Here is a 20,073-nt window from a genome sequence, read left to right as displayed (position 1 = left end):
CGTCGTTCCTCAATAGGCTCGCAGGCCGAGTGCGCTCGCAGCCTCGTCGGGCAGCCAGCCAAGGCGCTCATAGGCACCGCGCCAGTAGAGGAGCGCCGCCGACTCGCTCCCGATCCTGATCTCGCGGATCCGGCCGATGACGATGGCGTGGGAATGCCGCTCGATTAGCTCCTCGATCTCGCAGTCGAGATTGGCGAGCGCGCCGTCGAGCAGGGCAGAACCCGATGCGCCCTCCGTCCAGCTTGCCTCGGCATAGCGGGCGAGCCCCTTCTCGCCGCCGCGGCCGGCAAACCGGTCGGCGATGGGCTTCTGGTCGGCGGCGAGAAGATTCACGGCAAAGGCGCCATGCGCCCGCAGCACCGGAAAGCTGGACGATGCCAGGTTGAGCCCGAACATCAACGTCGGCGGCTCGGCCGACAGCGAGGAGACGGAGGTCGCCACCAGGCCGGTCCGCGCGGCGCCTCGGCCCGTCGTGACGACGCTGACGCCGCCGGCGAGCTGGCGAAGCGCCTGGCGGAAAAGCTGGGGATCAGCTGGGGCCGGGTGCGCCGGCGCGGTGGAGGAGGCGATGACCCTCGGAAGATCCTTCGGGCCGGGGGCCTTCGGCACAAGCGAGACGACCGTCATAATGGACTCCGAGAAGATTGCGCCCTGGCCGGACCAGGCGACGTCGGCCAACGAGCAGAGCCGGAAAGGGCGGGTGCGGGCTCGGCGATGGCGGGGAAGAGGAGGGGCTCAGCGGTCTTGTCGCAGGCCCGTATCGGCGTCGCTGGGAACATGAATCCCCCTTCGCCGGGGAGCCGGCGCTGCAATCTGTCTATGGTGTTCGATGGATCAGTGGTGGCGGCGAGACGCTCTTACGCCAGACATCGGCGCGATCGACGAGATATTCCGCATCGTTCGGCGATGGCAGACATGGGTCAGACTCCGTTGCGGAGCCCACGATCGTCTCGTGGTGCTTTTAGCATTGTTGACGCGGTGCAAGCTGCTCCAGCAAATCCCGCGAATGACCGAACCGAAGCGCGATCAATACTGTCATCTTTCCCTTCGGAACCGTTTCCGTCAATGAAACCGCATTCCAAAGATGGCGGCTCGCGGAGGCCAATCCGCCAAAGGACGATGGCTGACGAGCAGTTTTTTCGACTGGACCTCTCAAAGTCCTCCAGCCCCCGAAGCGCTTAGCAGCGGGAGCAACTGGCGGCCCTGCCGCGCGATCTCGCTGAGGTAGGGCGTGTCGGACAGGATGAAATGGGTGATGCCGAGATCGCGGTACTGGCTCAGCGAGCGGGCCACCTCGATTGGCGAGCCGACGAGCCAGGTCGTGCCGGCCCCGCCTCCGCCGACGCGCCCCGGCGCGGTATAGAGGTTGTCGTCGAGCACCTCGCCGCGCAGGTGCAGATCGAAGAGCCGTTGCTGGCCCACGGCGACGGCGCGGCGATGATCCTGCCAGGAGCCGCTTTGGCCCGCGGCCATGGCCGCGACCCTTGCCTCGGCATCGGCCCAGGCCTGCTCGGATGTATCCCGGATCAGCGTGGTGATGCGCAGCCCGAACTGCAGAGGCGGCAGGTCTCTGTCGAGGGTCCGGCTCAGACGCCTGAGACGCTCGATGCGTTCCGCCAGCGCCTCGCGCGGCTCGCCCCAAAAGAGCTGAACATCCGCCTCGCTTGCCGCCACATGCTCGGCTGCAGCGGACGCGCCACCGAAATAGAGCGGCGGATGGGGACGGCCTTCACGCGGCGTGATCCGCGGCATCACGGTGGAGTTGGCGAGCTGGAAATGCTCTCCGGCATGGCTCACTTTGTCCTCGGTCCAGAGTCGACGGACCAGGCGCATGAACTCCTTGGTGCGGGCATAGCGCGCGGCCTGATCGCCTTCGCTGTCGCCATAGGCTGCGAGATCGTCGAGGCCGGACACGATGTTCACGCGCAGGCGGCCATTCGACAGATGGTCGAGCGTCGCAGCAGCGGTCGCGAACTGGGCCGGGCGCCAGTAACCCGGGCGGATCGCGACCAGCGGCTCGAAACGCTCGGTTCGCGCCGCCAATGCCGTGGCGAGCGTGAAGGTATCGGGCCGGCCCCAGCCCGTGCCGATGAGGGCGCCGGCCCAGCCATGGTCTTCGAGGGCCTTGGCGTGGCCAGTCAATGTATCGAGGCTGTTGTGGTCCTGGCTGACGGTATCGCCGCGGTGACCGGACTTCACGTCGTTGGGGATGTACCAGAGAAACTGCGGGCGCTGGCTCGGCATCACGCCGCAACAGCCCGATGCGCCGCCAACCGGGCCGCGATGCGCGCCTCCTGCTGGGCCTTGACCACAGCGACGCGGGCTGTCGCCTCTTCCAGGGATGCCGCAGGCGGATGGACGGGCGTCTGCCCGGCCGTACCTGCCTTGGCGCCGATATGCTTCTCGAACGGCAGGGAGCGATACAGTGCCGGGTCGACCGCCACGTCGAAGAGCGGTCGGTAACCCAGCGACAGATAGAGCTTCGTCGCTTCGGGCTGGCGAAAGCCCGTCGTGAGATAGGCTCTCGTGTAGCCGAGATCCGCAGCCGCCTCTTCCAGCGCCTGCACGATGCGACGCGCCAAGCCCTGCCGTCGCAGATCGTCTCGCGTCCAGATGCGCTTCAGTTCGACGGTTTCGTCATCATGGCTCATGAATGCGCCGCCGGCGATGGTCTCGCCGTCCCGGCGCAGAAGCAGGAACTCGCCCAGCGGCGGAGCGAAGGCCTCCGGCGGATAGCGCAGGATCTCGGACCGTGCTCCGCCTGGCCGGCTGTTGGCGCCGTAGCGGCCGTCATATTCGGCGATGAGCCCTTCCAGCAAAGCTTCCGCCTGAACGTCGAGCGGCGATGAACGCACGATCGCATCGGCCATGGCCTAGTCTCCATGTTGTTCGTGAGATAAATCGACCGGGCCGATGGTATTCGGGAATTTCAGGCGATCAATATCGTCATAAAAATAAGAAAATGGTCCTCCGGCGTAGTGGTTTTCTGTAGATATATTTCCCGATCTCTCCTTCTGCGAGCAAGTCCGCCTACGGTGCGGTCGAACAGCAAAGCCTCTTCCGGGAGGGCTTCGCCGACGAAGCGGCTCAAGTTGGGGGATCGGCAGGCCGAAGCGCCCACGCCGCCGAGACCCGGGCTGTCTCAGAGAACCGGGTCGCTGCGACGCGCGAAATCGGCGCTCTCCTCATCAAATTGGATGACGATTCCGCCGGCCGGTTTGGTGCCCGATGACTGGTCTGCCAGTGGGCCGTTCCGGACTTGTGCTGGTGGTTTGCGTGACTGTCCCGGCGATGCTGGGGGAGGGGAGCCATGACGATCCTGTCGGGGCCGGTGGGCGTGCGCGACGGCGTGACGCAAGTCGCCAATGCGCCCGTCGACCAGCAGAAGATAATCCGGCTGCTCTGGGGCATCGATCCCGGCAGCGCCGGCATGAAGGGCGTGTCGCCGCCACCCCCGGCAGGAGCCTTCAAGCGCTGCAACCCGACACTCGCCGCGGCGATCCTGGCCTTCCAGACGTTCTGGGTGGAGCGCGGCGAGCTTAACCTGGCCGATGGCGTCGTCGATCCGGGTGGTCGCAGCCTGCGCAAGCTTGATGCCCTCGCAGCCGCCGGGCCGCCGGCCCCGACCCCGCCGAAACCAGACCAGCCCGGCTTCATCGACCTCAAGGTCCTGCGCTTCCAGCAGACGCTGCCGACCGTGCCGGGTTCCTTCAGCATTCCCGCGATCGTGCCGAGCAGCGTGATGCCGTTCCTTTTCGCGCCGGTCGCCCGCGATGCGGCGCTGGTCGAGGGCAGTGCCGAGGGAACGATCTCGGAATTCCTGTTCAAGATCGAGAAGAACGGCGCGATCTTCTGGGTCGGTGCCTGCATCCCGGCCGGTACGATCGATTTCTCGCGGGCCTACATCTATTTCCATCCCGACACGATCTCGGCGAGCGACGATGCCGGCTATCCGACTTTCACCGGCCGCTGGCCGACGGTGAAGCGTTATGTTGCCGGGCAGGGGCTGCAGATGGCCGCGATGAAGACGATGCCGCTGATCGTGCCCTTCATGACGAACGCCTCGCGCTCGAACCAGCCCCGCACCAATCTCTTCGCCGATCGCGGCGTCGAGACGCTCGACGACATTCTCGCCGCGATCCAGATCACGCTCGGCCAGACGACGCCGCGCGGCTCGGTCCAGCAGGTCGGGACCTCGAGCTTCAGCTCCGGCGTCAACCATCTCGCTCGCTTCGCCGAGATGCTCGGCGGGAGCGGGCTGATCCGCGAGCAGATCGATTTCGACAGCGCCTTCATGAGAAATGCGCACAAGCTCGCGCCGAGCTTGCCCGGCGCGGTGAACTGGATGGTGACCCAGTCGCCGCCGCCTTGGGGCAAGCGCATCGGCTGGCTCTACCTGCCGCAGTCCGCTTTCCGCAACGTGCACACCATGCGCGGCGACACGCATAGCCAGATCGGCACGATGATGTTCCAGACCATGATGATGCTGAGCGTCATCCCCTGAGCCAAGGGGCGAAAGACGCAGGGATTCTGGCCTAGCTGGTTCGCCTGACGTTCCAGAAGGTCGGGAAGCTCGCCAGAACGCCTTCCAGCTTGCGGCTGAACGCCGTCGGCTGGAAATACTGGCCGAGCGGTGCATAGGGCACGTCCTCGAAGACCTGCAACTGGATCTCGGCGGCGAGACGCTTCTTCGTCTCGGTGTCCGGCGCATCGATCCAGGCGTCGCGCAACGCCTCGATCTTCGGCGCGGTGGGCCAGCCCGGCCAGGCGGCAGCGCCATTGCCGCGCAGCGAGACATGGCCGACGGGGTCGAGGATGTCGATGCCGTTCCAGCCGGTGAAGAAGCAGTTCCAGCCGCCCTGCGACGGTGGTTCCTTCTTGGCGCGCCGGGTCACCACCGTGCCCCAGTCCATCACCTGGTAGTCGACATTCATGCCGATGCGCTTGAGCATTTCGCCGGCGACCTCGCATTCCGCCTTCAGGTTGGCGAGATCGGAGACGCCGAGCAGCACGACCTTCTCGCCGTTGTAGCCGGCCGCCGCCAGCGCCTGCTTGACCTTGCCGATGTCGCGCGGCCCGTTCAGCACCTCCATGCCCGCATCGTTCGCGAAGGGCGTGTCCGGCGGAAACACCCCGACGCCGGTACGCCAGAGCTTCGTATCCGAGCCGCCGACCGCTTCCATGAATTCCTTCTGGTCGATCGCCAGCAGCATGGCGCGGCGGATCGCCGGATTGTCGAAGGGCGGGTGCAGATGGTTCATCCGCATGATCGCGATCGCGCCCGTGGTCTCCTTGATCGCGACCTCGAGCCGCGGATTCTCCGAGAGCAGGGGCAGGAGGTCCGGCAGGGGCTGTTCCACCCAGTCGATCTCGCCGCTCTGGAGCGCGGCTCCGGCCGTCGCCGGGTCGGCCAGCGTGTGCCACTCGACCCGGTCGACATGGACGATCTTCGGGCCCGCCGTCCGGCCGGGCCTGCCGTCGCCGCGCGGCCGGTAATCGGCGAATTTCTCGTAGACGGCGAGATGGCCCGACTGCCGCTCCGATGCGACGAAGCGGAAGGGGCCGCTGCCGACCACCTCGGTGATCTGGGTGAAGGCGTCCGTGACGGCCAGCCGCTCCGGCATGATCGCCGGGACGAAGGCAGTCATCTTGGCCAGGGCGTCGGGCAGCAACGGAAAGGGCCTTTTCAGCCTGAAGCGCAGGGTGCGATCGTCCGTCGCCGCGAGTTCGTCGGTCAGCGCCATCAGCGTCTGCCCGAAGGAGTCGCGCTTGCCCCAGCGGTTCAGGCTGGCCACGCAGTCGCGCGCCAGAACCGCGCTGCCGTCGTGGAATGTCAGTCCTTCCCGCAGCTTGATGGTCCATGTCTTGCCGTCGGCCTCGGCAAGCGCTCCCTCGGCCATCTGCGGCTGGGCCTTGTAGCTTTCGTCCTGCCCGAAGAGCGTGTCGTAGACCAGGAAGGCGTGGTTGCGGGTGACGGTCGCGGTGGTCCAGATCGGGTCGACGACGGCGAGATCGCCTTGCGGCACGAATTTGATCACGCTCCGGTCGGCGCCTCGGCCGATATTGGGAGCGGAGAGGGTCAAGCTCGCGGCGGCGCCTGCGAGGAAGGAACGGCGTGTCGGCATGGCGGTCTCCCGGGCGAGAGGTTCTGCACGTCCTAGCGGGCGGCAGAGTAGCATCGCCTCCAAGCAAGCGACATGCCGGTGCTTCGGTTTTCAGGCGAAGCGCTTCGCCCCGGCCACGGAGAGAACGACGATGCCGGTCGCAGCGACCATGCTCCAGGCGACGGGTTCGTGCAGCAGAAGCCCGGCCAGCAGCAGCCCGAAAAACGGCTGGAGCAGCTGGAGCTGGCCGACGCCGGCAATGCCGCCCAGCGCCAGTCCGCGATACCAGAACACGAAGCCGATCAGCATGCTGAACACCGAGACATAGCCGAGCCCGAGCCAGGCGGGCATGCCGATGCCGTTCCATGAGGCCGGCCAATAGAGGAGCGCGACGAGCGCCATCGCCGGCAGGGACAACAGCAGGGCCCAGGAGATCACCTGCCAGCCGCCGAGACGACGCGAGAGCGTCGCGCCCTCGGCATAGCCGAGCCCGCAGAGCAGGACCGCGGCGATCATCAGCAGATCGCCCGCCAGCGAGCCGCCATCGCTATGGATCAGCGCGAAGCCCGCGACGGTCGCGCTGCCGAGGATCGAGAACAGCCAGAAAGCCGGCTTGGGGCGCTCGCCGCCGCGCAGCACGCCGAAGATCGCCGTGGCGAGCGGCAGAAGCCCGATGAAGACGATCGACCGTGCCGCCGTGATGTGCTGCAGCGCCAGCGCCGTCAGCAGCGGAAAGCCGACGACGACGCCGAGCGCGACGATGAGGAGGGGGAGCAGATCGCTGCGCGCCGGCGGCTTCTGGCGGAGCAGGGAGAGGAACATCCCGCCGAGCAGCGCGGCGATGACGGCGCGCGCCGAGGTCAGGAACAGCGGCGAGAAACCGGCCACGGCGACGCGCGTCGCAGGCAGCGAACCGCTGAAGATCAGCACACCCAGGAGCCCGCTGCCCCAGCCCTTGCCCGCAAAACTCATCCTGCCTCGCTTTCGCAGCAGGCTTAGACGATCCGCCGGCTCCGTGACAGAAACGATTCAATACGATTTGCGAAAACTGTATTGGTATCAAAACCCATACGGGAAGAGCGGGATGGACAATCGCCAGCAGACGCGCACGGAAGAGGTCATGGCCGCGATCAAGGCCAGGGCTGCTGCGCGGCAACTCGCGCCGGGCGACCGGCTGCCCTCGATCCGCCGCTGCGCCGCGGCAATGAAGGTTTCGCCTTCGACCGTGGTCGAGGCCTATGACCGGCTCGCCGCAGAAGGGCTGATCCGCGCCCGTCCCGGCTCCGGCTTCTATCTCACCGGCCACGGCCTGCCGCCGCTCAGCCTGGCGCAGCCGGCGACGCCGCGGGCGGTCGATCCGTTCTGGGTCTCGCGCCAGTCGCTCGATGCCGGGCCCGATACGCTCAAGCCGGGCTGTGGCTGGCTGCCGCCGGACTGGATGCCGAACGAGGCGCTGCGGCGCGGCCTGCGGAGTTTGGCGCGGGGTGGCGACGAGATGCTCGCCGAGTATGGCAGCACGCGCGGATCGCTGCCCCTGCGCCGGCTGCTGCTCGGGCGCCTCGCGGAGGAGGGGCTGCAGCTCTCGCCGGAGCAGCTCCTGCTGACCGGCTCGGGGACGCAGGCCGTCGATCTCGTCTGCCGCTTCCTGCTCCAGCCGGGCGACACCGTGCTGGTCGACGATCCCTGCTATTTCAACTTCAGAGCGCTCCTGCGGGCGCATCGCCTGCGCCTCCTGAGCGTTCCCTTCACGCCGACCGGTCCCGATATCCAGGCTTTCGAGGCGATCGTGGCGGCCGAACGCCCGCGCCTCTACATCACCAACGCGGCGCTCCATAATCCGACGGGCGCGAGCCTGTCGCCGCAGGCTGCCTATCGCGTTCTCAGCATCGCGGCCGCGCAGGACATGGCGATCGCCGAGGATGAGATCTTCGCCGATTTCGAGCCCGATCCGTCACCACGCCTCGCCGTCCTCGACGGTCTCGACCGGGTCATCCGGATCGGCAGCTTTTCCAAGACGCTCTCGGCCTCGGTCCGCTGCGGCTATATCGCGGCGCGCCCTGACTGGGTCGAAGGGCTCGTCGATCTGCAGATCGCCACGAGCTTCGGCGGTCCGAGCCCGCTGGCCGGCGGCCTGATCGCCGATGTCCTGGCCGGCGGCGGCTACCGCAAGCATATGGAGGAGGTCAGGCGCCGGCTCGCGCAGGCGAGGCGCGCTGTGGCGCCCCGGCTCGAGGCGCTGGGCATCCGGCCCTGGCTCATGCCGCGTGGCGGATTCTATCTCTGGTGCCGGCTGCCGGAAGGGGTGGATTCGGCCGAGCTGTCGCGCCTGGCGCTGGCGGATGGCGTGGTGCTGGCGCCGGGCAACGTCTTCAGCGTGGCGCAGACGGCCGGCGATTTCATGCGCTTCAACGTCGCGCAGATGCGCGAGCCCCGCGTCTATGAGGCGCTGGAGCGGTCGCTCCTGGCATTGGGGTGGTCGGACCGCCCTGCAGTTGGTGCACGGCCTGCGCCGTGAACGGTGTGGCGCATCTGCGCCGCGTCCAAAAGAGAAGGCCCGGCCTCCGTCGGGAGTGCCGGGCCTTCGTATGACCACCGCCGCATGCCTGCGAGTGGCCGCTATGGTTGGGTCAGAGCGTCTGCGCGATATCGCGGTTGCGTGCCGCGAAGCGCGCCGCCTCCTGTCGGAACAGCATCCAGGCCGGCTGGGGGCTCTCATGCCCCGGCGCCTGCATCGACATGGTGAAAGGACCCTTGTTGCCGGCAGGCTTGTCGGGGTCGATCCGGGCCGCCCGGCACATCGCGCGGGCGATCCGCTTGATTCTGTCTTCGTCCATACTCCCTCTCCGCCGTGAAGGTTCAGAGGGGGGAACGTCGAATCAGGGAGATGGGTTCCACAAAAGTCGAAAAATAAATTTATGATTATATTCAAATATTTAGGCGAAATTAGTTCGGATTTCCGGCGTCGAGGCTGTCAAGCCTTTTCCTGCCGCAGCGCAGGTCGGCGGCCGGCTCGTCGTCAGGGAAATGCCGGGTGAGCTCGGGGGTGTCCGCCGCCAAATATTGCGATCGGCACCCGAGATAATTCCATCGAGTTCAGCATATTCACCGCTGGGGAACAAGCGGCTGCGCCCAAGGGCGCGCATGCGCGCAAATCAGTGGCGATGACGCGGCAACTCGCCAAAACTGTCAAAAAAATTGAGCAGGGAGCGGAAGGCCGATGACGCGGCGCGGGCTGATTGCCGAAGGCATGCATGAGAGGAGCACCTTCGGTGCTTCCATCACCCGCGAAGTGCCGGGAGGCGACGCCAGCGCGCGCTCGATCCACGATGTCGAGGAGCGGCCCTCCCGCACGGCATGCCGGCCGATCTTCCCGCTCGACGACATCTGATGCTCGGCGCGCGCCGCGAAGGCAGCAAAGCCGGGGGACAACAGGAGGACATCATGGCTGTTCAGGCCGATATTGTATTGCGCAACGGGCCGATCTGGTGCGGTCGCGAGGAGGGCGTGGTCGAGGCGCTGGCGATTTGGCAGGGCAGGGTGCTGGCTACGGGCCGCGACGACGAGATCGCGCCGCTGGTGGGACCAAAGACGCAGGTCATCGACCTGAAAGGGCGGCTGGCGACCCCGGGCCTCAACGATTCCCATCTGCACCTGATCTCGCTCGGCATGACCATGGGCTGGGTCAATTCCAAGCCCGAGGCCGCGCCGACGCTGGACGCCCTGCTCGGTGCGATCGCGGCCCGTGCCGCGACGGCGAAGCCCGGTGAATGGATCCTGTCGCGCGGCTACGACCAGACCAAGCTCGACACCGGACGCCATCCCTGGCGCGAGGAGCTCGACCGGGCCGCGCCGAACAATCCGGTCATGCTGGTGCGCACCTGCGGCCATATCGCGATCTGCAATTCAGAGGCGCTGAGGCTCGGCGGCATCGACGAAACCTCGCCGACGCCGCAGGGCGGGCTGATCGAGCAGCAAAACGGCCGTCTCACCGGCTTGCTGGCCGAGAACGCCCGCGCCCCGGTGCAGGCCGCGATCCCGGCGCCGACCGAGGAGGAGCTGGTCGCGGCGATCGAGCGCGGCGGGCAGTATCTGCTCTCGCTCGGCATCACCAGCTGCATGGATGCCGCCGTCGGCCAGAAGGGCGGTTTCGGCGAGATCGCGGCCTATCACCGGGCCAAGCGCGACGGGCGCTTGCCGGTCCGGACCTGGTTGACACTGCTCGGCGACGACGGCCGCTCGATCGTGCCTGAATGCCACGCGGCCGGGCTGATCTCCGGCACCGGCGACGAGATGCTGATGGTCGGCGCCGTCAAGCTCTTCCTCGATGGCTCGGCCGGCGGGCGCACCGCCTGGATGAGCGAGCCCTATCTCGGCGAGGACAAGACCACCGGCGTCTGGATGTGGAGCGATGACGAGCTGGAGCGCATGGTGCTCGACGCCCATGTGAAGGGCTACCAGCTCGCCTGCCACGCCATTGGCGATGCCGCGATCGAGCAGCTCATCACCGCCTATGAGAAGGCGCTTGCCGCCCATCCCGATCCGGACCGCCGCCACCGCATCGAGCATTGCGGCTTCTCGACCCCGGCCCAGCATGAGCGCATGGTCAAGGCCGGCATCTATCCCTGCCCGCAGCAGGTCTTCATCCATGATTTCGGCGACGCCTATATCAAGGTGCTCGGGCCGGAGCGGGCGCTGCCGAGCTACCCGTTCCGCACCTGGTTCGACCTCGGCCTGAAGCCCGCCACCGGCAGCGACGGGCCGGTTTGCGATCCCAACCCCTTCCCGAATTTCCACACCATGCTCACCCGCCAGACCTGGAAGGGCACGGTGATGGATGCTGCGCAGCGCGTCTCGATCGAGGAGGCGCTGCAGGCCTATACCGAATATGGCGCCTTCTCGCAGAAGCAGGAGAATGTGAAGGGCCGCCTCGCGCCGGGCTACCTCGCCGATGTCGCGGTGTTCTCGCGCGACCTGCTGACGGCGAGCCCGGGCGACATCCTCGGCGACACGCGCTGCGACCTCACCATCCTCGAGGGCCGCATTGTCTATGAGCGCGCGGGGCAGTGAAGGGACGGCTGAATTTTTGGGCAGACAAGCGGCGCAGAGCCGTTAAGGTTCCATCTGGAAGCAACGACTTCGGTTTGAGCCGGAGCGCATAAACACAAAAACGGGAGGATTTTCGGTGTTGAAGAGATTTGCCTTCGCGACCGCGCTGACGCTTGCCGCCTTTGCGGCGCAGGCCCAGGAGCCGCGCCATGGCGGAACGATCCGCTTCACGGCGCCTTACGGAGCCTCCTTCGTCAGCAATGACAGCCATGTCTCGAACCAGATCCAGGACGAGATCTACGGCTATGCCCTGCACGGCATGCTCTATCGCTGGGATGCGAGCGCGGGCAAGCCGGCGCTGGAGCTCGCCAAGAGCGTCTCGGTCTCGCCGGACGGGCTGGTCTACACCTTCAAGCTGCGTGACGACGCGCTCTTCCACAACGGCCGCAAGATGACGGCGGACGACATCATCTGGTCCTATAACCGGATCATGGACGGCTCGAAGAACTACCCCGGCGCCCGCTATGTCGCCCGCATCAAGGGCGCGACCGCGGTTCAGAAGGGCGAGGCCAAGGAAATCTCGGGGCTGAAGAAGATCGACGACTTCACCCTGGAGATGACGCTGACGGACAAGACCGATCCGGGCTTCCTGTTCTACAGCGCCAACACCGCGATCCTGCCCGCCAAGGAGGCGCAGGACCCGAACTTCTTCAACAAGCCGATCGGGCTCGGGCCCTTCAAATTCGTCGAGCACGTTCCGGGCTCGCGCATGGCCTTCGAGAAGTGGGAGAAGTACTACAAGACCGGCCGGCCCTATGCCGACAAGCTGGTGATCGTGCCGATGGGCGAGGCGGCCGCGCGTGACGTCGCCTTCCGCAACAAGGAGATCGACGTCTCGATCCTCGGCTCGTCGCAATACGTCGCTTACAAGGCCGATGCCAACCTGTCCAAGGGGCTGCTCGAGGTCGCCGAGGTCTTCACCCGCAACATGGGCATGAACCCCGAGTTCAAGCCCTTCTCCGACAAGCGGGTGCGCCAGGCGATCAACTACGCGATCGACAGCGACCTCATCATCAAGCGACTGGTCCGCGACAAGGCCTATCGCGCCGTGAGCTGGCTGCCGCTCTCCGTGCCGGCTTTCGACAAGGATGCCAAGCCCTACGCCTACGATCCCGAAAAGGCCAAGAAGCTGCTCGTCGAGGCCGGCTATCCCGACGGCTTCGAGTTCGAATGGACCGCGACGCCTAACGAGAGCTGGGGCATTCCGATCGTCGAGGCGACGATCCCGATGCTCGCCAAGGTCGGCATCAAGGTGAAGGTCAAGCCGGTCGAGACCTCGGCGCTCGGCGGCGTGGTCGCGAAGGGCGACTTCCAGGCCTATATCTGGTCGAACACCTCGGGCCCGGACGCGCTGACCCAGCTCAAATGCTTCTATTCGGCGACGCCGCGCTCCTCCTGCAACTACACCGCCTTCAAGAACCCGGCCTATGACAAGCTGATCGATGAGGCTTCCGCCGAGACCGACGCGGCCAAGCAGCTCGATATCCTGAAGAAGGCGAACGCCATGCTGCAGGATGAGGCGCCGGTCTGGTTCTTCAACTACAACAAGGCGGTGCTGGCCTATCAGCCCTGGCTGCACGGGCTCCAGCCCAATGCGACGGAGCTCGCGCTCCAGCGCTATGAGGATCTCTGGGTCGACGCCTCCTCGCCGGCGGCGAAGTAAGCGAGCCTCGCCACCCGGTCCATGGGCCGGGTGGCGGAATACCTCCGTCATTCCGGACGAGCCGCGAAGCGACGCCGATCCGGAATCCATCCTTAGGCGCTGCGCTCGATGATGGATTCCGGGTCAAGCCCGGAACGACGATCTGGTTTTCGCGGTCGGCAGCACACTGGCCGGGTTTGATCATCGACCGGCTTCGGTTGGAGTGGTTCGGCCGGTTTCGTGCTGCGGCGGTCAGGAGTCCCTCATGTTGCCCTATGTCTTCCGCCGGCTGCTGCAGGCCATCCCCATCCTGCTGGCGGTCGCGGCGCTGATCTTCGTGCTGTTCAGCGTCATTCCCGGCAATTTCGCCACCAGCCAGATGGCTGACGGGCGCAGCAATATCGACGCCGAGACCATCGCGCGCATGAACGAGCAGTTCGGGCTCAACGACCCGCTGCCGCTGCGCTTCGCGAAATATGTCGGGGGGCTCGCGGTCTTCGATCTCGGCGATTCCTTCCGCACCCGCCAGCCCGTGACCGGCGTCATCGGCGAGCGGCTCTGGCCGAGCCTGCAGCTCGCGCTTGCGGCCATGCTCTTCGCCGTCCTCATCGGCGTGCCGCTCGGCTTCCTGGCGGCGCTCAAGCCCGGAAGCTGGCTCGACACGCTCTCGATGGTCTTCGCCGTTTCCGGGTTGTCGTTGCCGCTGTTCTGGCTCGGCCTGCTGCTGATGTACGCCTTCGCGCTGACGCTCGGCTGGTTCCCGAGCTTCGGCTATGGCGACGGCAATCCGCGCTACATCGTGCTGCCGGCGATCGCGCTCGGCGTCGCGCCGCTGGCCCTGCTGGCACGTACCGCCCGTGCTGCGGTGCTGGAGGTGATGCATGCCGATTTCGTCCGCACGGCCCGCGCCAAGGGGGCTGGTTCCTATCGCGTCCTGCGCTGGCATGTCGCGCGCAACGCGCTCGTCATCGTGCTGACCACGCTCGGCCTGCAGTTCGGCTCCGTCCTGGGGCAGGCGGTGGTGGTCGAGAAGCTCTTCGCCTGGCCGGGCCTCGGCTCGCTTTTGGTCGATAGCGTCACCTGGCGCGATATCCCGGTGGTGCAAGGCTGCATCCTGACGATCGTCCTGTTCTTCCTCGTCGTGAACATCGCCGTCGACGTGCTCTGCGCGGTCGTCGATCCACGCATCAAATACAGCTAGGCGGCCCGCATGAAGTTCCGTGCCAATCTCTGGATCGGCGGCGCCTGCTTCGCAGCCGTAGTCGTCGGCGGCGTCCTCGCCCCCTGGTTCGCCCATACCGACCCGGTGATGGACGCCAATCTGATGAACGCCGAAATCCCGCCGGGGTCGGAGTTCTGGTTCGGCACCGATGCGCAGGGCCGGGATATCTACAGCCGCGTGCTCTACGGCGCCCGCATCTCGCTGACCGTCGGCATCGTCTCGCAGCTCATTAACACCATGATCGGCGTCGCCTTCGGCCTGACGGCTGGCTATTGGGGCGGCTGGTGGGATGATTTCGTCAATGGTCTGACCAATATGATGCTCGCCATCCCCTCGCTCGTCTTTGCGCTGGCGATCATGGCGATCCTAAGCCCCGGCCTCACCAGCCTGCTGATCGCGCTGGGCCTGACCAACTGGTCCTTCACCTGCCGGCTGACCCGCGCCGCGACCCTCTCGGTCAAGTCGCTCGGTTATATCGAGGCGGCGCGTTCATTGGGCTACGGCACCTTCCGGATCATGCTGACGCAGATCCTGCCAAACGTGGCGGGGCCGATCATCGTTATCGGCACGCTCGGCATGGGCGGCGCGGTGCTGGCGGAAGCCTCGCTCTCCTTCCTGGGCCTGGGCATCCGCCCGCCCTTCCCGAGCTGGGGCTCGATGCTCTCGGACGCGCGCGACCAGATCTCGACGGCGCCCTGGATCTCGATCTTTCCGGGACTCGCGATTTTTCTGACCGTGCTCGGCCTCAACCTGCTAGGCGACGGCCTGCGCGACATCCTCGATCCGCACTCACAACTTCGCAAAGCCTGACGATAGACCTATGACCGCTCAAGACCTCATCGACCCGCCGCTCGAGACCATCCGCTTCCATGGCCTGAAGGCGGGGCCGAAGCTCCTCGTCCTCGGCGCCGTCCATGGCAACGAGACCTGCGGGCCGAACGCCATCGCCCGGGTGATCGAGGATTGCCGCGCCGGCCGTGTCGCGATCCGGCGCGGCGAGGTCACCTTCCTGCCCGTCGCCAATCCCAAGGCCTATCGCCAGAACACCCGCGAGGGAGATCGCAACCTCAACCGCGACCTGCGCGAGCGGCCGCAGCCCGGCGACAACGAGGATCGGATCGGCAACCGGCTCTCCGGCATCCTGCGCCAGCACGACATGCTGCTCGACGTGCATTCCTTCAGCGGCGAGGGCGTGCCCTTCGTCTTCTTCGGGCCGGAGGATAATCGCGGCGCGCTCGAACCCTTCCGCCATGCGGCTGCCGAAATGGCTTTCGCCGCCAGCCTCGGCGTCGATCTGATGATCCATGGCTGGCTCGACATCTATGTCCGGCTGATCGCAGCGCGCGAGCGATTGAACCTGCCGCGCCTCGCCGTGACCGAAGGCTTCGGCACGACGGAGTTCATGCGTTTCGCGGGCGGCTACGGCGTGACGCTGGAATGCGGCCGGCACGAGGATCCGGCGTCCGTCGAGGTCGGCTACAGGGCGATCCGCAACGTGCTCGCCCATCTCGGGCTGACCGACGAGGCGGCGCCCGCCCCCGCGAGGCGCACCGTCGTCCATATGGACGATCTCGTCATCTGCGAGGCCGAGGGCGACCGCGTGGAGGGCACCTGGAAGACGGGCGACCGCGTGGCCCAGGGCACGCCGATCGCACGCCGCGCCGACGGCACCGTCGTCACCATGCCGCGCGACGGCTTCATCATCTTCCCGAACCCGAAGGCGAAGCCGGGCGAGGGCATCTGCTACCTTGGCAGCGAGAGCCGCCGCAAGGCCTGACGGCGGCGGCGCCGTTTACTGGACGATGCCGCGCTTGTTGCCGAAGCCGGGGATGTAGCAGCCGCAGCTCGACCCGTAAGGCAGCGGCGGCGTCGGGCATTCGCCGCGACCGGTGACGCAGAGATTGCCGTAGGCCGGGCGGTAATAGCGCCGGCCATAGCCGTAGCCATAGGGGCGGACCGGCGCCTCATCCTCATCGTCATAGGATGGCGGCGCCGGCCGGTAGGGCTCGTAATACTGTGCCCGGACCGGAATGGCGGAGAGCAACACGGCACCGAGCAAAACCGAGAGGGCGAGCTTGTGACGCGACATGGCGCTTCCTTTCCGCTGCTTCACGCACGAGACGCGTGGGCGAAGTCCTGTGGGCGGTTCTAGCAGCGTCGAGGTGAACAGGGGCTGATCGGAAGGCGGCGGAAAAGCGGCGCCATTGCCTGTCAGCTTCCCGCCTTCGTCGGCTGGTCGGGCTTGGCGAGGGGTGTGCTCCGGCTCAGGTCGATCTGCTTCTGCAGTCCGAGCAGCAGGTTGAAGGAATCGACCGGGGTCAGCCCCGTCTCCTTCGTCCGGCGCCAGCCGCCTGAGGCGGTCGCGATCAGGCCCTCGCCCAGTGCGCGTTGATATTCGAGGCCGATGCCCTTCTGGTCCGAGCGGGCATCGAGGCCGACATAGTCGTCGGTCTTGCGGCGGGCGACCAGGCTCACCGCATTGCGCTCGTCGATCCTCGCGGTCAGCTTCGCCTCATGCGCCGTCACCAGGTCGATGACCGTGAAGGGCAGCGTCGTGTCCTCGACACTGCGGCTGGAGCCGAGCTCGAGGGTGAAGCGCTGCCAGGGCAGCCGGAGCTTGGCGGTATAGAGCAGGCTGTCGACCGTCTCGAAATCCTTGTCCGGGAAGCTCGCGCGGAACGGCGACACCGAACCCTCCAGCGACGCCTCGCCGATCATGGTCGAGAAGAACAGGTTCGGCTGCAGCCGGTTATGGTCGCGACGGAAGCCGATATAATCCATGCCGTTGACATAACGGGCCTGCGCCGCGCTGAACGAGACGCCGATCTCGGTCTGACCGGTTTTCCAGGCGATGCCGGTCGTCCCCGACAGCGTCGTAAAGTTCTCGTCCGAGGGCAGGAAATCGCCGAGATTGAACACGTTGCGCTCGTTCAGCGCCGTGACGCGGGCCTCGCCGCTGGCGAAGAGGCGGAAGGGGCCGAGTGCGTGGTCGATGCGCTCGCGCCAGGCGAGGCTGCTCTTGCGGCGTGACCAGCTCTGCTCCGCGCTGGCGGCCAGCGAGGACTGGATCACCGTCGCTTCGCCGAGGGTGATGCCGTGCTTCAGGGTCAGGGAGTGGCTGCGTGCCGCGGCGAGGTTGCGTGGGTCGTACTGCGTCTCCACCAACGCCAGGTTGAGGCCGTAGCCGTCCTGGATCGTGCCGTTGAGATAATCCCAGGTTGCAAAGACGGTGGCGACGGGGCTGCCCTTCTCGCCTTCGACGCCGGAGGGATTGCTGTCGAAACCGCCGCGCAGCCCGACGATCGCGACCGAACTCTCCGCGCTTTGCACAGTGTTCTCTGCGCTAAGGGCCGCTCCCGCGCCCGATAGGTGTAGGATTATCATCGAAAACAGCGCAATATTTTTCATATCGCCCTCAATTTTCGACGTATAGATAGATGATTATGCTTAATAAAGTGTATATGAGTGAATTTATACGTAATGATCGGCGTATGAAGTGGGCTTTGTGAAAGAAATTAGTATTTATTGTATTCACGACATCGCTGTGTGGTGCAATGTTAACGCTAGCAAGTATGGTTAATGAATGGATAAGGTTGCCGCTCCGATAAAATGCAACTTATACGTGTTTCATCGCTTCGATCCCCGGAGCGACAACTGGGAGAGTGATATGAAATACGCGCTTGTACTCGCTACGGTTGCAGCTTTCGGCATCTCGCCCGCCATGGCCGGCGGCCGCGGCGGTGGCTCCTTGCTGGGTGGCGTCCTGGCCCCTGTGACGGCGGCCGTCTCCGGCATTCAGGTCAATGCGCTGAACAATGTCAGCGTGCTGAGCGGCAGCCCGATCGCCAGCGGCAACAAGGTCGGCATCGTCGCGCCGGTCAAGGCGATCGTCAGCAAGAACGGCATCGTCGGCGGCCTGCTCGGTGGGCTCGGCCATGGCTGCGGCTGCAACTGAGCCGCGCTTCGGGAGGAGGGAGAGCCGTCCCTCCTCCATTCGCGGCGTCAGCCCGGCGTAAGCGCGATCAAAAGCTCGCCCGCCGCCGCCGTCATGCCCGGCTTGGCCGCGACCCGCGCCACGATCCCTGCCGCCGGGCTCTTGAGATCCATGAAGAGCTTCATCGATTCGAGCACGGCGACGACCTGTCCCGCCGCGACGCTGTCACCCTCGCGGACATGAATCGCGGCGACGGTTCCCGGCATGGTCGCGCGCACTGCGTCGCCGGCGCCGCCGGAAGCCTCGCGCGCTGCCGCCTCCGCGGCGACTGCGAGCGCGATGCCGATACGCCCCTCGAACGCCCCCCAGCGCAAGGAAACGCCGGCCTCGTCCCGGACCGCATCGACCGTCAGGCGCTGGCCGTCGAGCGTCACCCTCCATCGGGTCGGATCGGCGCCGACCGCGACCGAGACCTCCGTGGCCCCATCTTGCGTGACGACGCGGAAGACGTCGCCCAGGCTCTCGATCTTGATCCGCTTGCTGTGCTCGCCATGGGTCAGTGCGAGATGGCTCGCGCCGGGCTTTCCGGCCGTTCCGAGCAATCGGAAATCGGCCAGCGCTCCCCAGGGGCCTGCCATTGTTGGTTTGAAACCGGCGAGCCAGATCGCGGCAGCCAGCGCGTCGCGCGACGGCCTGTCTTCGGCGCCCGGTCGCCAGCCGCCCGGCCAAGACTCGCCAATGAACAAGGTCGTCGCCTCGCCCCGCGCGAAGACCGGCTGGCGCAGCGCATCGACCAGGAAGGGGCGGATCGTCGCCGGGCCGAGCACCGTCATATGGTCGAGGCTGTCGGCAAGGCGGCGCCGCGCCGCATCGCGATCCGGGCCATGGGCGATGATTTTGGCGAGCATCGAATCGTAGAAGGGCGAGACCGTGCTGCCGGTCTCGACACCGCTGTCGATGCGCACGCCCTCGGGCTCCCGCCACAGCGCGATCGTCCCGGTGTCGGGGCGGAAGCCTTCCTCGGCCCGCTCTGCTGTCAGCCGCGCCTCGATGGCGCGGCCGGTGCAGGTGATCTCGTCCTGCCGGCGCGGCAGTGTTTCGCCGGCGGCGATCCTGATCTGCCATTCGACCAGATCGAGCCCTGTGATCGCCTCGGTCACGGGATGCTCGACCTGAAGCCGGGTGTTCATCTCGAGGAAGAACACCTCCTGCGTCACAGCATCGACGAGAAACTCCACGGTGCCGAGATTGTCATAGGAAATAGCGCGGGCAAGCTTCAGGGCGTGACCGTGCAGCGCCGCGCGGGCTTCCGGCTTGAGATTGGGGGCCGGCGCCTCTTCCAGCAGCTTCTGGTTCGAGCGCTGCACCGAGCAGTCGCGCTCGAAGAGATGGACGATGTTGCCGCGCCTGTCGCCGGCGACCTGCACCTCGACATGGCGCGGCCGTGTCACGAATTTCTCGATCAGCAAACGCCCATCGCCGAAGGCGGACTCCGCTTCGCGGCTCGCGGTCGCGATGGCAGCGTCGAGATCGGCCTCCGCCTCGACCTTGCGGATGCCCTTGCCGCCGCCGCCGGCCGAGGCCTTGACCATGACGGGCAGGCCGATGCGCAGCGCCTCGCGCTTCAATGTCTCGGGCGATTGTTCGGCGCCGTCATAGCCGGGCACGCCCGGCACGCCGGCGTCGCGCGCGATCTGCTTGGAGCGGATCTTGTCGCCCATCGCCGCGATGGCACCGGCGGAGGGGCCGATGAAGGCGATGCCGTTGGCCTCGCAGGCGGCAATCAGGTCGAGCCGCTCGGACAGGAAGCCATAGCCCGGATGGATCGCTTGCGCGCCGGTTTTCAGAGCGGCATCGATAATGCGGTCGGCGCGCAGATAGGAATCACGCGCCGGGGCCGGGCCGATCGGGACGGCCGTGTCGGCGAGCCGCACATGCAGTGCGTCGCTGTCGGCGTCGGAATAGACCGCGACGGTGCGGATGCCGAGCTTGCGGCAGGTGCGGATGATCCGGCAGGCGATCTCGCCGCGATTGGCAATGAGGATTGTGTCGAACATGGCGCCGC

At 66.5% G+C, this 20,073-nt stretch carries 19 protein-coding genes; 9 read left to right on the top strand and 10 right to left on the bottom strand.

What is annotated here, in order from left to right:
• Positions 1-9: 9 nt before the first annotated feature.
• The 4 genes from GGC47_RS04135 to GGC47_RS04120 form a co-directional block, all read right to left on the bottom strand.
• Entirely contained in the window at positions 10-627 is a 618-nt protein-coding gene (locus tag GGC47_RS04135) for a flavin reductase family protein (RefSeq protein ID WP_142019995.1), read from the bottom strand.
• 525 nt (positions 628-1,152) lie between these two features.
• Positions 1,153-2,244, bottom strand: a complete 1,092-nt coding sequence (locus GGC47_RS04130; protein WP_142019997.1) for an LLM class flavin-dependent oxidoreductase — start codon at positions 2,242-2,244, stop codon at positions 1,153-1,155.
• The gene (locus GGC47_RS04125; RefSeq protein WP_038360718.1) at positions 2,244-2,870 is read right to left on the bottom strand and encodes a GNAT family N-acetyltransferase; all 627 of its coding nucleotides are present in this window, start codon (positions 2,868-2,870) and stop codon (positions 2,244-2,246) included. The genes GGC47_RS04130 and GGC47_RS04125 overlap by 1 nt, the downstream gene beginning before the upstream one ends.
• 59 nt (positions 2,871-2,929) lie before the next feature.
• Entirely contained in the window at positions 2,930-3,091 is a 162-nt protein-coding gene (locus GGC47_RS04120; protein WP_185747769.1) for a hypothetical protein, read from the bottom strand.
• Positions 3,092-3,310: 219 nt separating this feature from the next.
• Here GGC47_RS04120 and GGC47_RS04115 point away from each other — a divergent pair, with 219 nt between their 5' ends.
• Positions 3,311-4,504: a hypothetical protein gene (locus tag GGC47_RS04115; RefSeq protein ID WP_142019999.1), complete on the top strand. Its 1,194-nt coding sequence runs from the start codon at positions 3,311-3,313 to the stop codon at positions 4,502-4,504.
• A gap of 31 nt (positions 4,505-4,535) precedes the next feature.
• Here the strand turns inward: GGC47_RS04115 and GGC47_RS04110 are convergent, their stop codons facing one another.
• On the bottom strand, positions 4,536-6,125 hold the full coding sequence (locus tag GGC47_RS04110; protein WP_142020001.1) for an ABC transporter substrate-binding protein: 1,590 nt from the start codon (positions 6,123-6,125) through the stop codon (positions 4,536-4,538).
• Between the two features lie 90 nt (positions 6,126-6,215).
• Positions 6,216-7,076: a DMT family transporter gene (locus GGC47_RS04105; RefSeq protein WP_113254176.1), complete on the bottom strand. Its 861-nt coding sequence runs from the start codon at positions 7,074-7,076 to the stop codon at positions 6,216-6,218.
• A gap of 112 nt (positions 7,077-7,188) precedes the next feature.
• Between GGC47_RS04105 and GGC47_RS04100 the strand changes: the two genes are divergently transcribed.
• Complete coding sequence (locus GGC47_RS04100; RefSeq protein WP_429066972.1) at positions 7,189-8,619, top strand: aminotransferase-like domain-containing protein; 1,431 nt, start codon at positions 7,189-7,191, stop codon at positions 8,617-8,619.
• Positions 8,620-8,731: 112 nt separating this feature from the next.
• Here GGC47_RS04100 and GGC47_RS04095 read toward each other — a convergent pair whose 3' ends face one another.
• On the bottom strand, positions 8,732-8,938 hold the full coding sequence (locus GGC47_RS04095) for a hypothetical protein (RefSeq protein ID WP_038360733.1): 207 nt from the start codon (positions 8,936-8,938) through the stop codon (positions 8,732-8,734).
• A 383-nt stretch (positions 8,939-9,321) separates the two neighbouring features.
• On the opposite strand from GGC47_RS04095, the gene GGC47_RS04090 reads away from it, so the two are divergent.
• The 6 genes from GGC47_RS04090 to GGC47_RS04065 all read left to right on the top strand — a co-directional run bounded on the left by GGC47_RS04090 (position 9,322) and on the right by GGC47_RS04065 (position 15,851).
• Complete coding sequence (locus tag GGC47_RS04090; RefSeq protein WP_185747770.1) at positions 9,322-9,492, top strand: hypothetical protein; 171 nt, start codon at positions 9,322-9,324, stop codon at positions 9,490-9,492.
• Positions 9,493-9,545: 53 nt separating this feature from the next.
• The gene (locus GGC47_RS04085; RefSeq protein WP_142020005.1) at positions 9,546-11,171 is read left to right on the top strand and encodes an amidohydrolase; all 1,626 of its coding nucleotides are present in this window, start codon (positions 9,546-9,548) and stop codon (positions 11,169-11,171) included.
• 118 nt (positions 11,172-11,289) lie between these two features.
• Positions 11,290-12,873 carry an ABC transporter substrate-binding protein gene (locus GGC47_RS04080; protein ID WP_429067096.1) on the top strand — a complete coding sequence of 528 codons (1,584 nt, stop codon included), beginning with the start codon at positions 11,290-11,292 and terminating at the stop codon, positions 12,871-12,873.
• A 244-nt stretch (positions 12,874-13,117) separates the two neighbouring features.
• Positions 13,118-14,053 carry an ABC transporter permease gene (locus GGC47_RS04075; RefSeq protein ID WP_142020009.1) on the top strand — a complete coding sequence of 312 codons (936 nt, stop codon included), beginning with the start codon at positions 13,118-13,120 and terminating at the stop codon, positions 14,051-14,053.
• Positions 14,054-14,062: 9 nt separating this feature from the next.
• Positions 14,063-14,884: an ABC transporter permease gene (locus tag GGC47_RS04070; RefSeq protein WP_038360741.1), complete on the top strand. Its 822-nt coding sequence runs from the start codon at positions 14,063-14,065 to the stop codon at positions 14,882-14,884.
• Between the two features lie 10 nt (positions 14,885-14,894).
• Positions 14,895-15,851, top strand: coding sequence for a succinylglutamate desuccinylase/aspartoacylase family protein (locus GGC47_RS04065; RefSeq protein ID WP_142020011.1), 957 nt, complete (start codon positions 14,895-14,897; stop codon positions 15,849-15,851).
• A gap of 15 nt (positions 15,852-15,866) precedes the next feature.
• Here GGC47_RS04065 and GGC47_RS04060 read toward each other — a convergent pair whose 3' ends face one another.
• Together GGC47_RS04060 and GGC47_RS04055 are read right to left on the bottom strand one after the other, a co-directional pair.
• Positions 15,867-16,163 (bottom strand): hypothetical protein, encoded by a 297-nt coding sequence (locus GGC47_RS04060; RefSeq protein WP_051987658.1) that lies wholly within the window; start codon positions 16,161-16,163, stop codon positions 15,867-15,869.
• A 122-nt stretch (positions 16,164-16,285) separates the two neighbouring features.
• The gene (locus tag GGC47_RS04055; RefSeq protein ID WP_142020013.1) at positions 16,286-17,404 is read right to left on the bottom strand and encodes a porin family protein; all 1,119 of its coding nucleotides are present in this window, start codon (positions 17,402-17,404) and stop codon (positions 16,286-16,288) included.
• Positions 17,405-17,741: 337 nt separating this feature from the next.
• Between GGC47_RS04055 and GGC47_RS04050 the strand changes: the two genes are divergently transcribed.
• Positions 17,742-18,029, top strand: coding sequence for a hypothetical protein (locus tag GGC47_RS04050; RefSeq protein ID WP_038360749.1), 288 nt, complete (start codon positions 17,742-17,744; stop codon positions 18,027-18,029).
• Between the two features lie 47 nt (positions 18,030-18,076).
• Here the strand turns inward: GGC47_RS04050 and GGC47_RS04045 are convergent, their stop codons facing one another.
• The gene (locus GGC47_RS04045) at positions 18,077-20,065 is read right to left on the bottom strand and encodes an ATP-binding protein (protein ID WP_142020015.1); all 1,989 of its coding nucleotides are present in this window, start codon (positions 20,063-20,065) and stop codon (positions 18,077-18,079) included.
• Positions 20,066-20,073: the final 8 nt, after the last annotated feature.

This window comes from Allobosea sp. OAE752, from assembly GCF_050433265.1.
GTDB lineage: Bacteria > Pseudomonadota > Alphaproteobacteria > Rhizobiales > Beijerinckiaceae > Allobosea > Allobosea spartocytisi.
Note: the sequence above shows the minus strand (reverse complement) of the source record. Positions and strands in the feature narration are given on the sequence as shown.

Excerpts from the sequence above, each read along its gene's own strand:
- GGC47_RS04135 (WP_142019995.1), bottom strand. The coding sequence starts at position 627 with ATGACGGTCGTCTCGCTTGTGCCGAAGGCCCCCGGCCCGAAGGATCTT.
- GGC47_RS04090 (WP_185747770.1), top strand. The coding sequence starts at position 9,322 with ATGACGCGGCGCGGGCTGATTGCCGAAGGCATGCATGAGAGGAGCACC.
- GGC47_RS04050 (WP_038360749.1), top strand. The coding sequence starts at position 17,742 with ATGAAATACGCGCTTGTACTCGCTACGGTTGCAGCTTTCGGCATCTCG.
- GGC47_RS04115 (WP_142019999.1), top strand. The coding sequence starts at position 3,311 with ATGACGATCCTGTCGGGGCCGGTGGGCGTGCGCGACGGCGTGACGCAA.
- GGC47_RS04110 (WP_142020001.1), bottom strand. The coding sequence starts at position 6,125 with ATGCCGACACGCCGTTCCTTCCTCGCAGGCGCCGCCGCGAGCTTGACC.
- GGC47_RS04085 (WP_142020005.1), top strand. The coding sequence starts at position 9,546 with ATGGCTGTTCAGGCCGATATTGTATTGCGCAACGGGCCGATCTGGTGC.
- GGC47_RS04105 (WP_113254176.1), bottom strand. The coding sequence starts at position 7,076 with ATGAGTTTTGCGGGCAAGGGCTGGGGCAGCGGGCTCCTGGGTGTGCTG.
- GGC47_RS04060 (WP_051987658.1), bottom strand. The coding sequence starts at position 16,163 with ATGTCGCGTCACAAGCTCGCCCTCTCGGTTTTGCTCGGTGCCGTGTTG.
- GGC47_RS04130 (WP_142019997.1), bottom strand. The coding sequence starts at position 2,244 with ATGCCGAGCCAGCGCCCGCAGTTTCTCTGGTACATCCCCAACGACGTG.
- GGC47_RS04100 (WP_429066972.1), top strand. The coding sequence starts at position 7,189 with ATGGACAATCGCCAGCAGACGCGCACGGAAGAGGTCATGGCCGCGATC.
- GGC47_RS04070 (WP_038360741.1), top strand. The coding sequence starts at position 14,063 with ATGAAGTTCCGTGCCAATCTCTGGATCGGCGGCGCCTGCTTCGCAGCC.
- GGC47_RS04075 (WP_142020009.1), top strand. The coding sequence starts at position 13,118 with ATGTTGCCCTATGTCTTCCGCCGGCTGCTGCAGGCCATCCCCATCCTG.
- GGC47_RS04125 (WP_038360718.1), bottom strand. The coding sequence starts at position 2,870 with ATGGCCGATGCGATCGTGCGTTCATCGCCGCTCGACGTTCAGGCGGAA.
- GGC47_RS04045 (WP_142020015.1), bottom strand. The coding sequence starts at position 20,065 with ATGTTCGACACAATCCTCATTGCCAATCGCGGCGAGATCGCCTGCCGG.
- GGC47_RS04065 (WP_142020011.1), top strand. The coding sequence starts at position 14,895 with ATGACCGCTCAAGACCTCATCGACCCGCCGCTCGAGACCATCCGCTTC.
- GGC47_RS04095 (WP_038360733.1), bottom strand. The coding sequence starts at position 8,938 with ATGGACGAAGACAGAATCAAGCGGATCGCCCGCGCGATGTGCCGGGCG.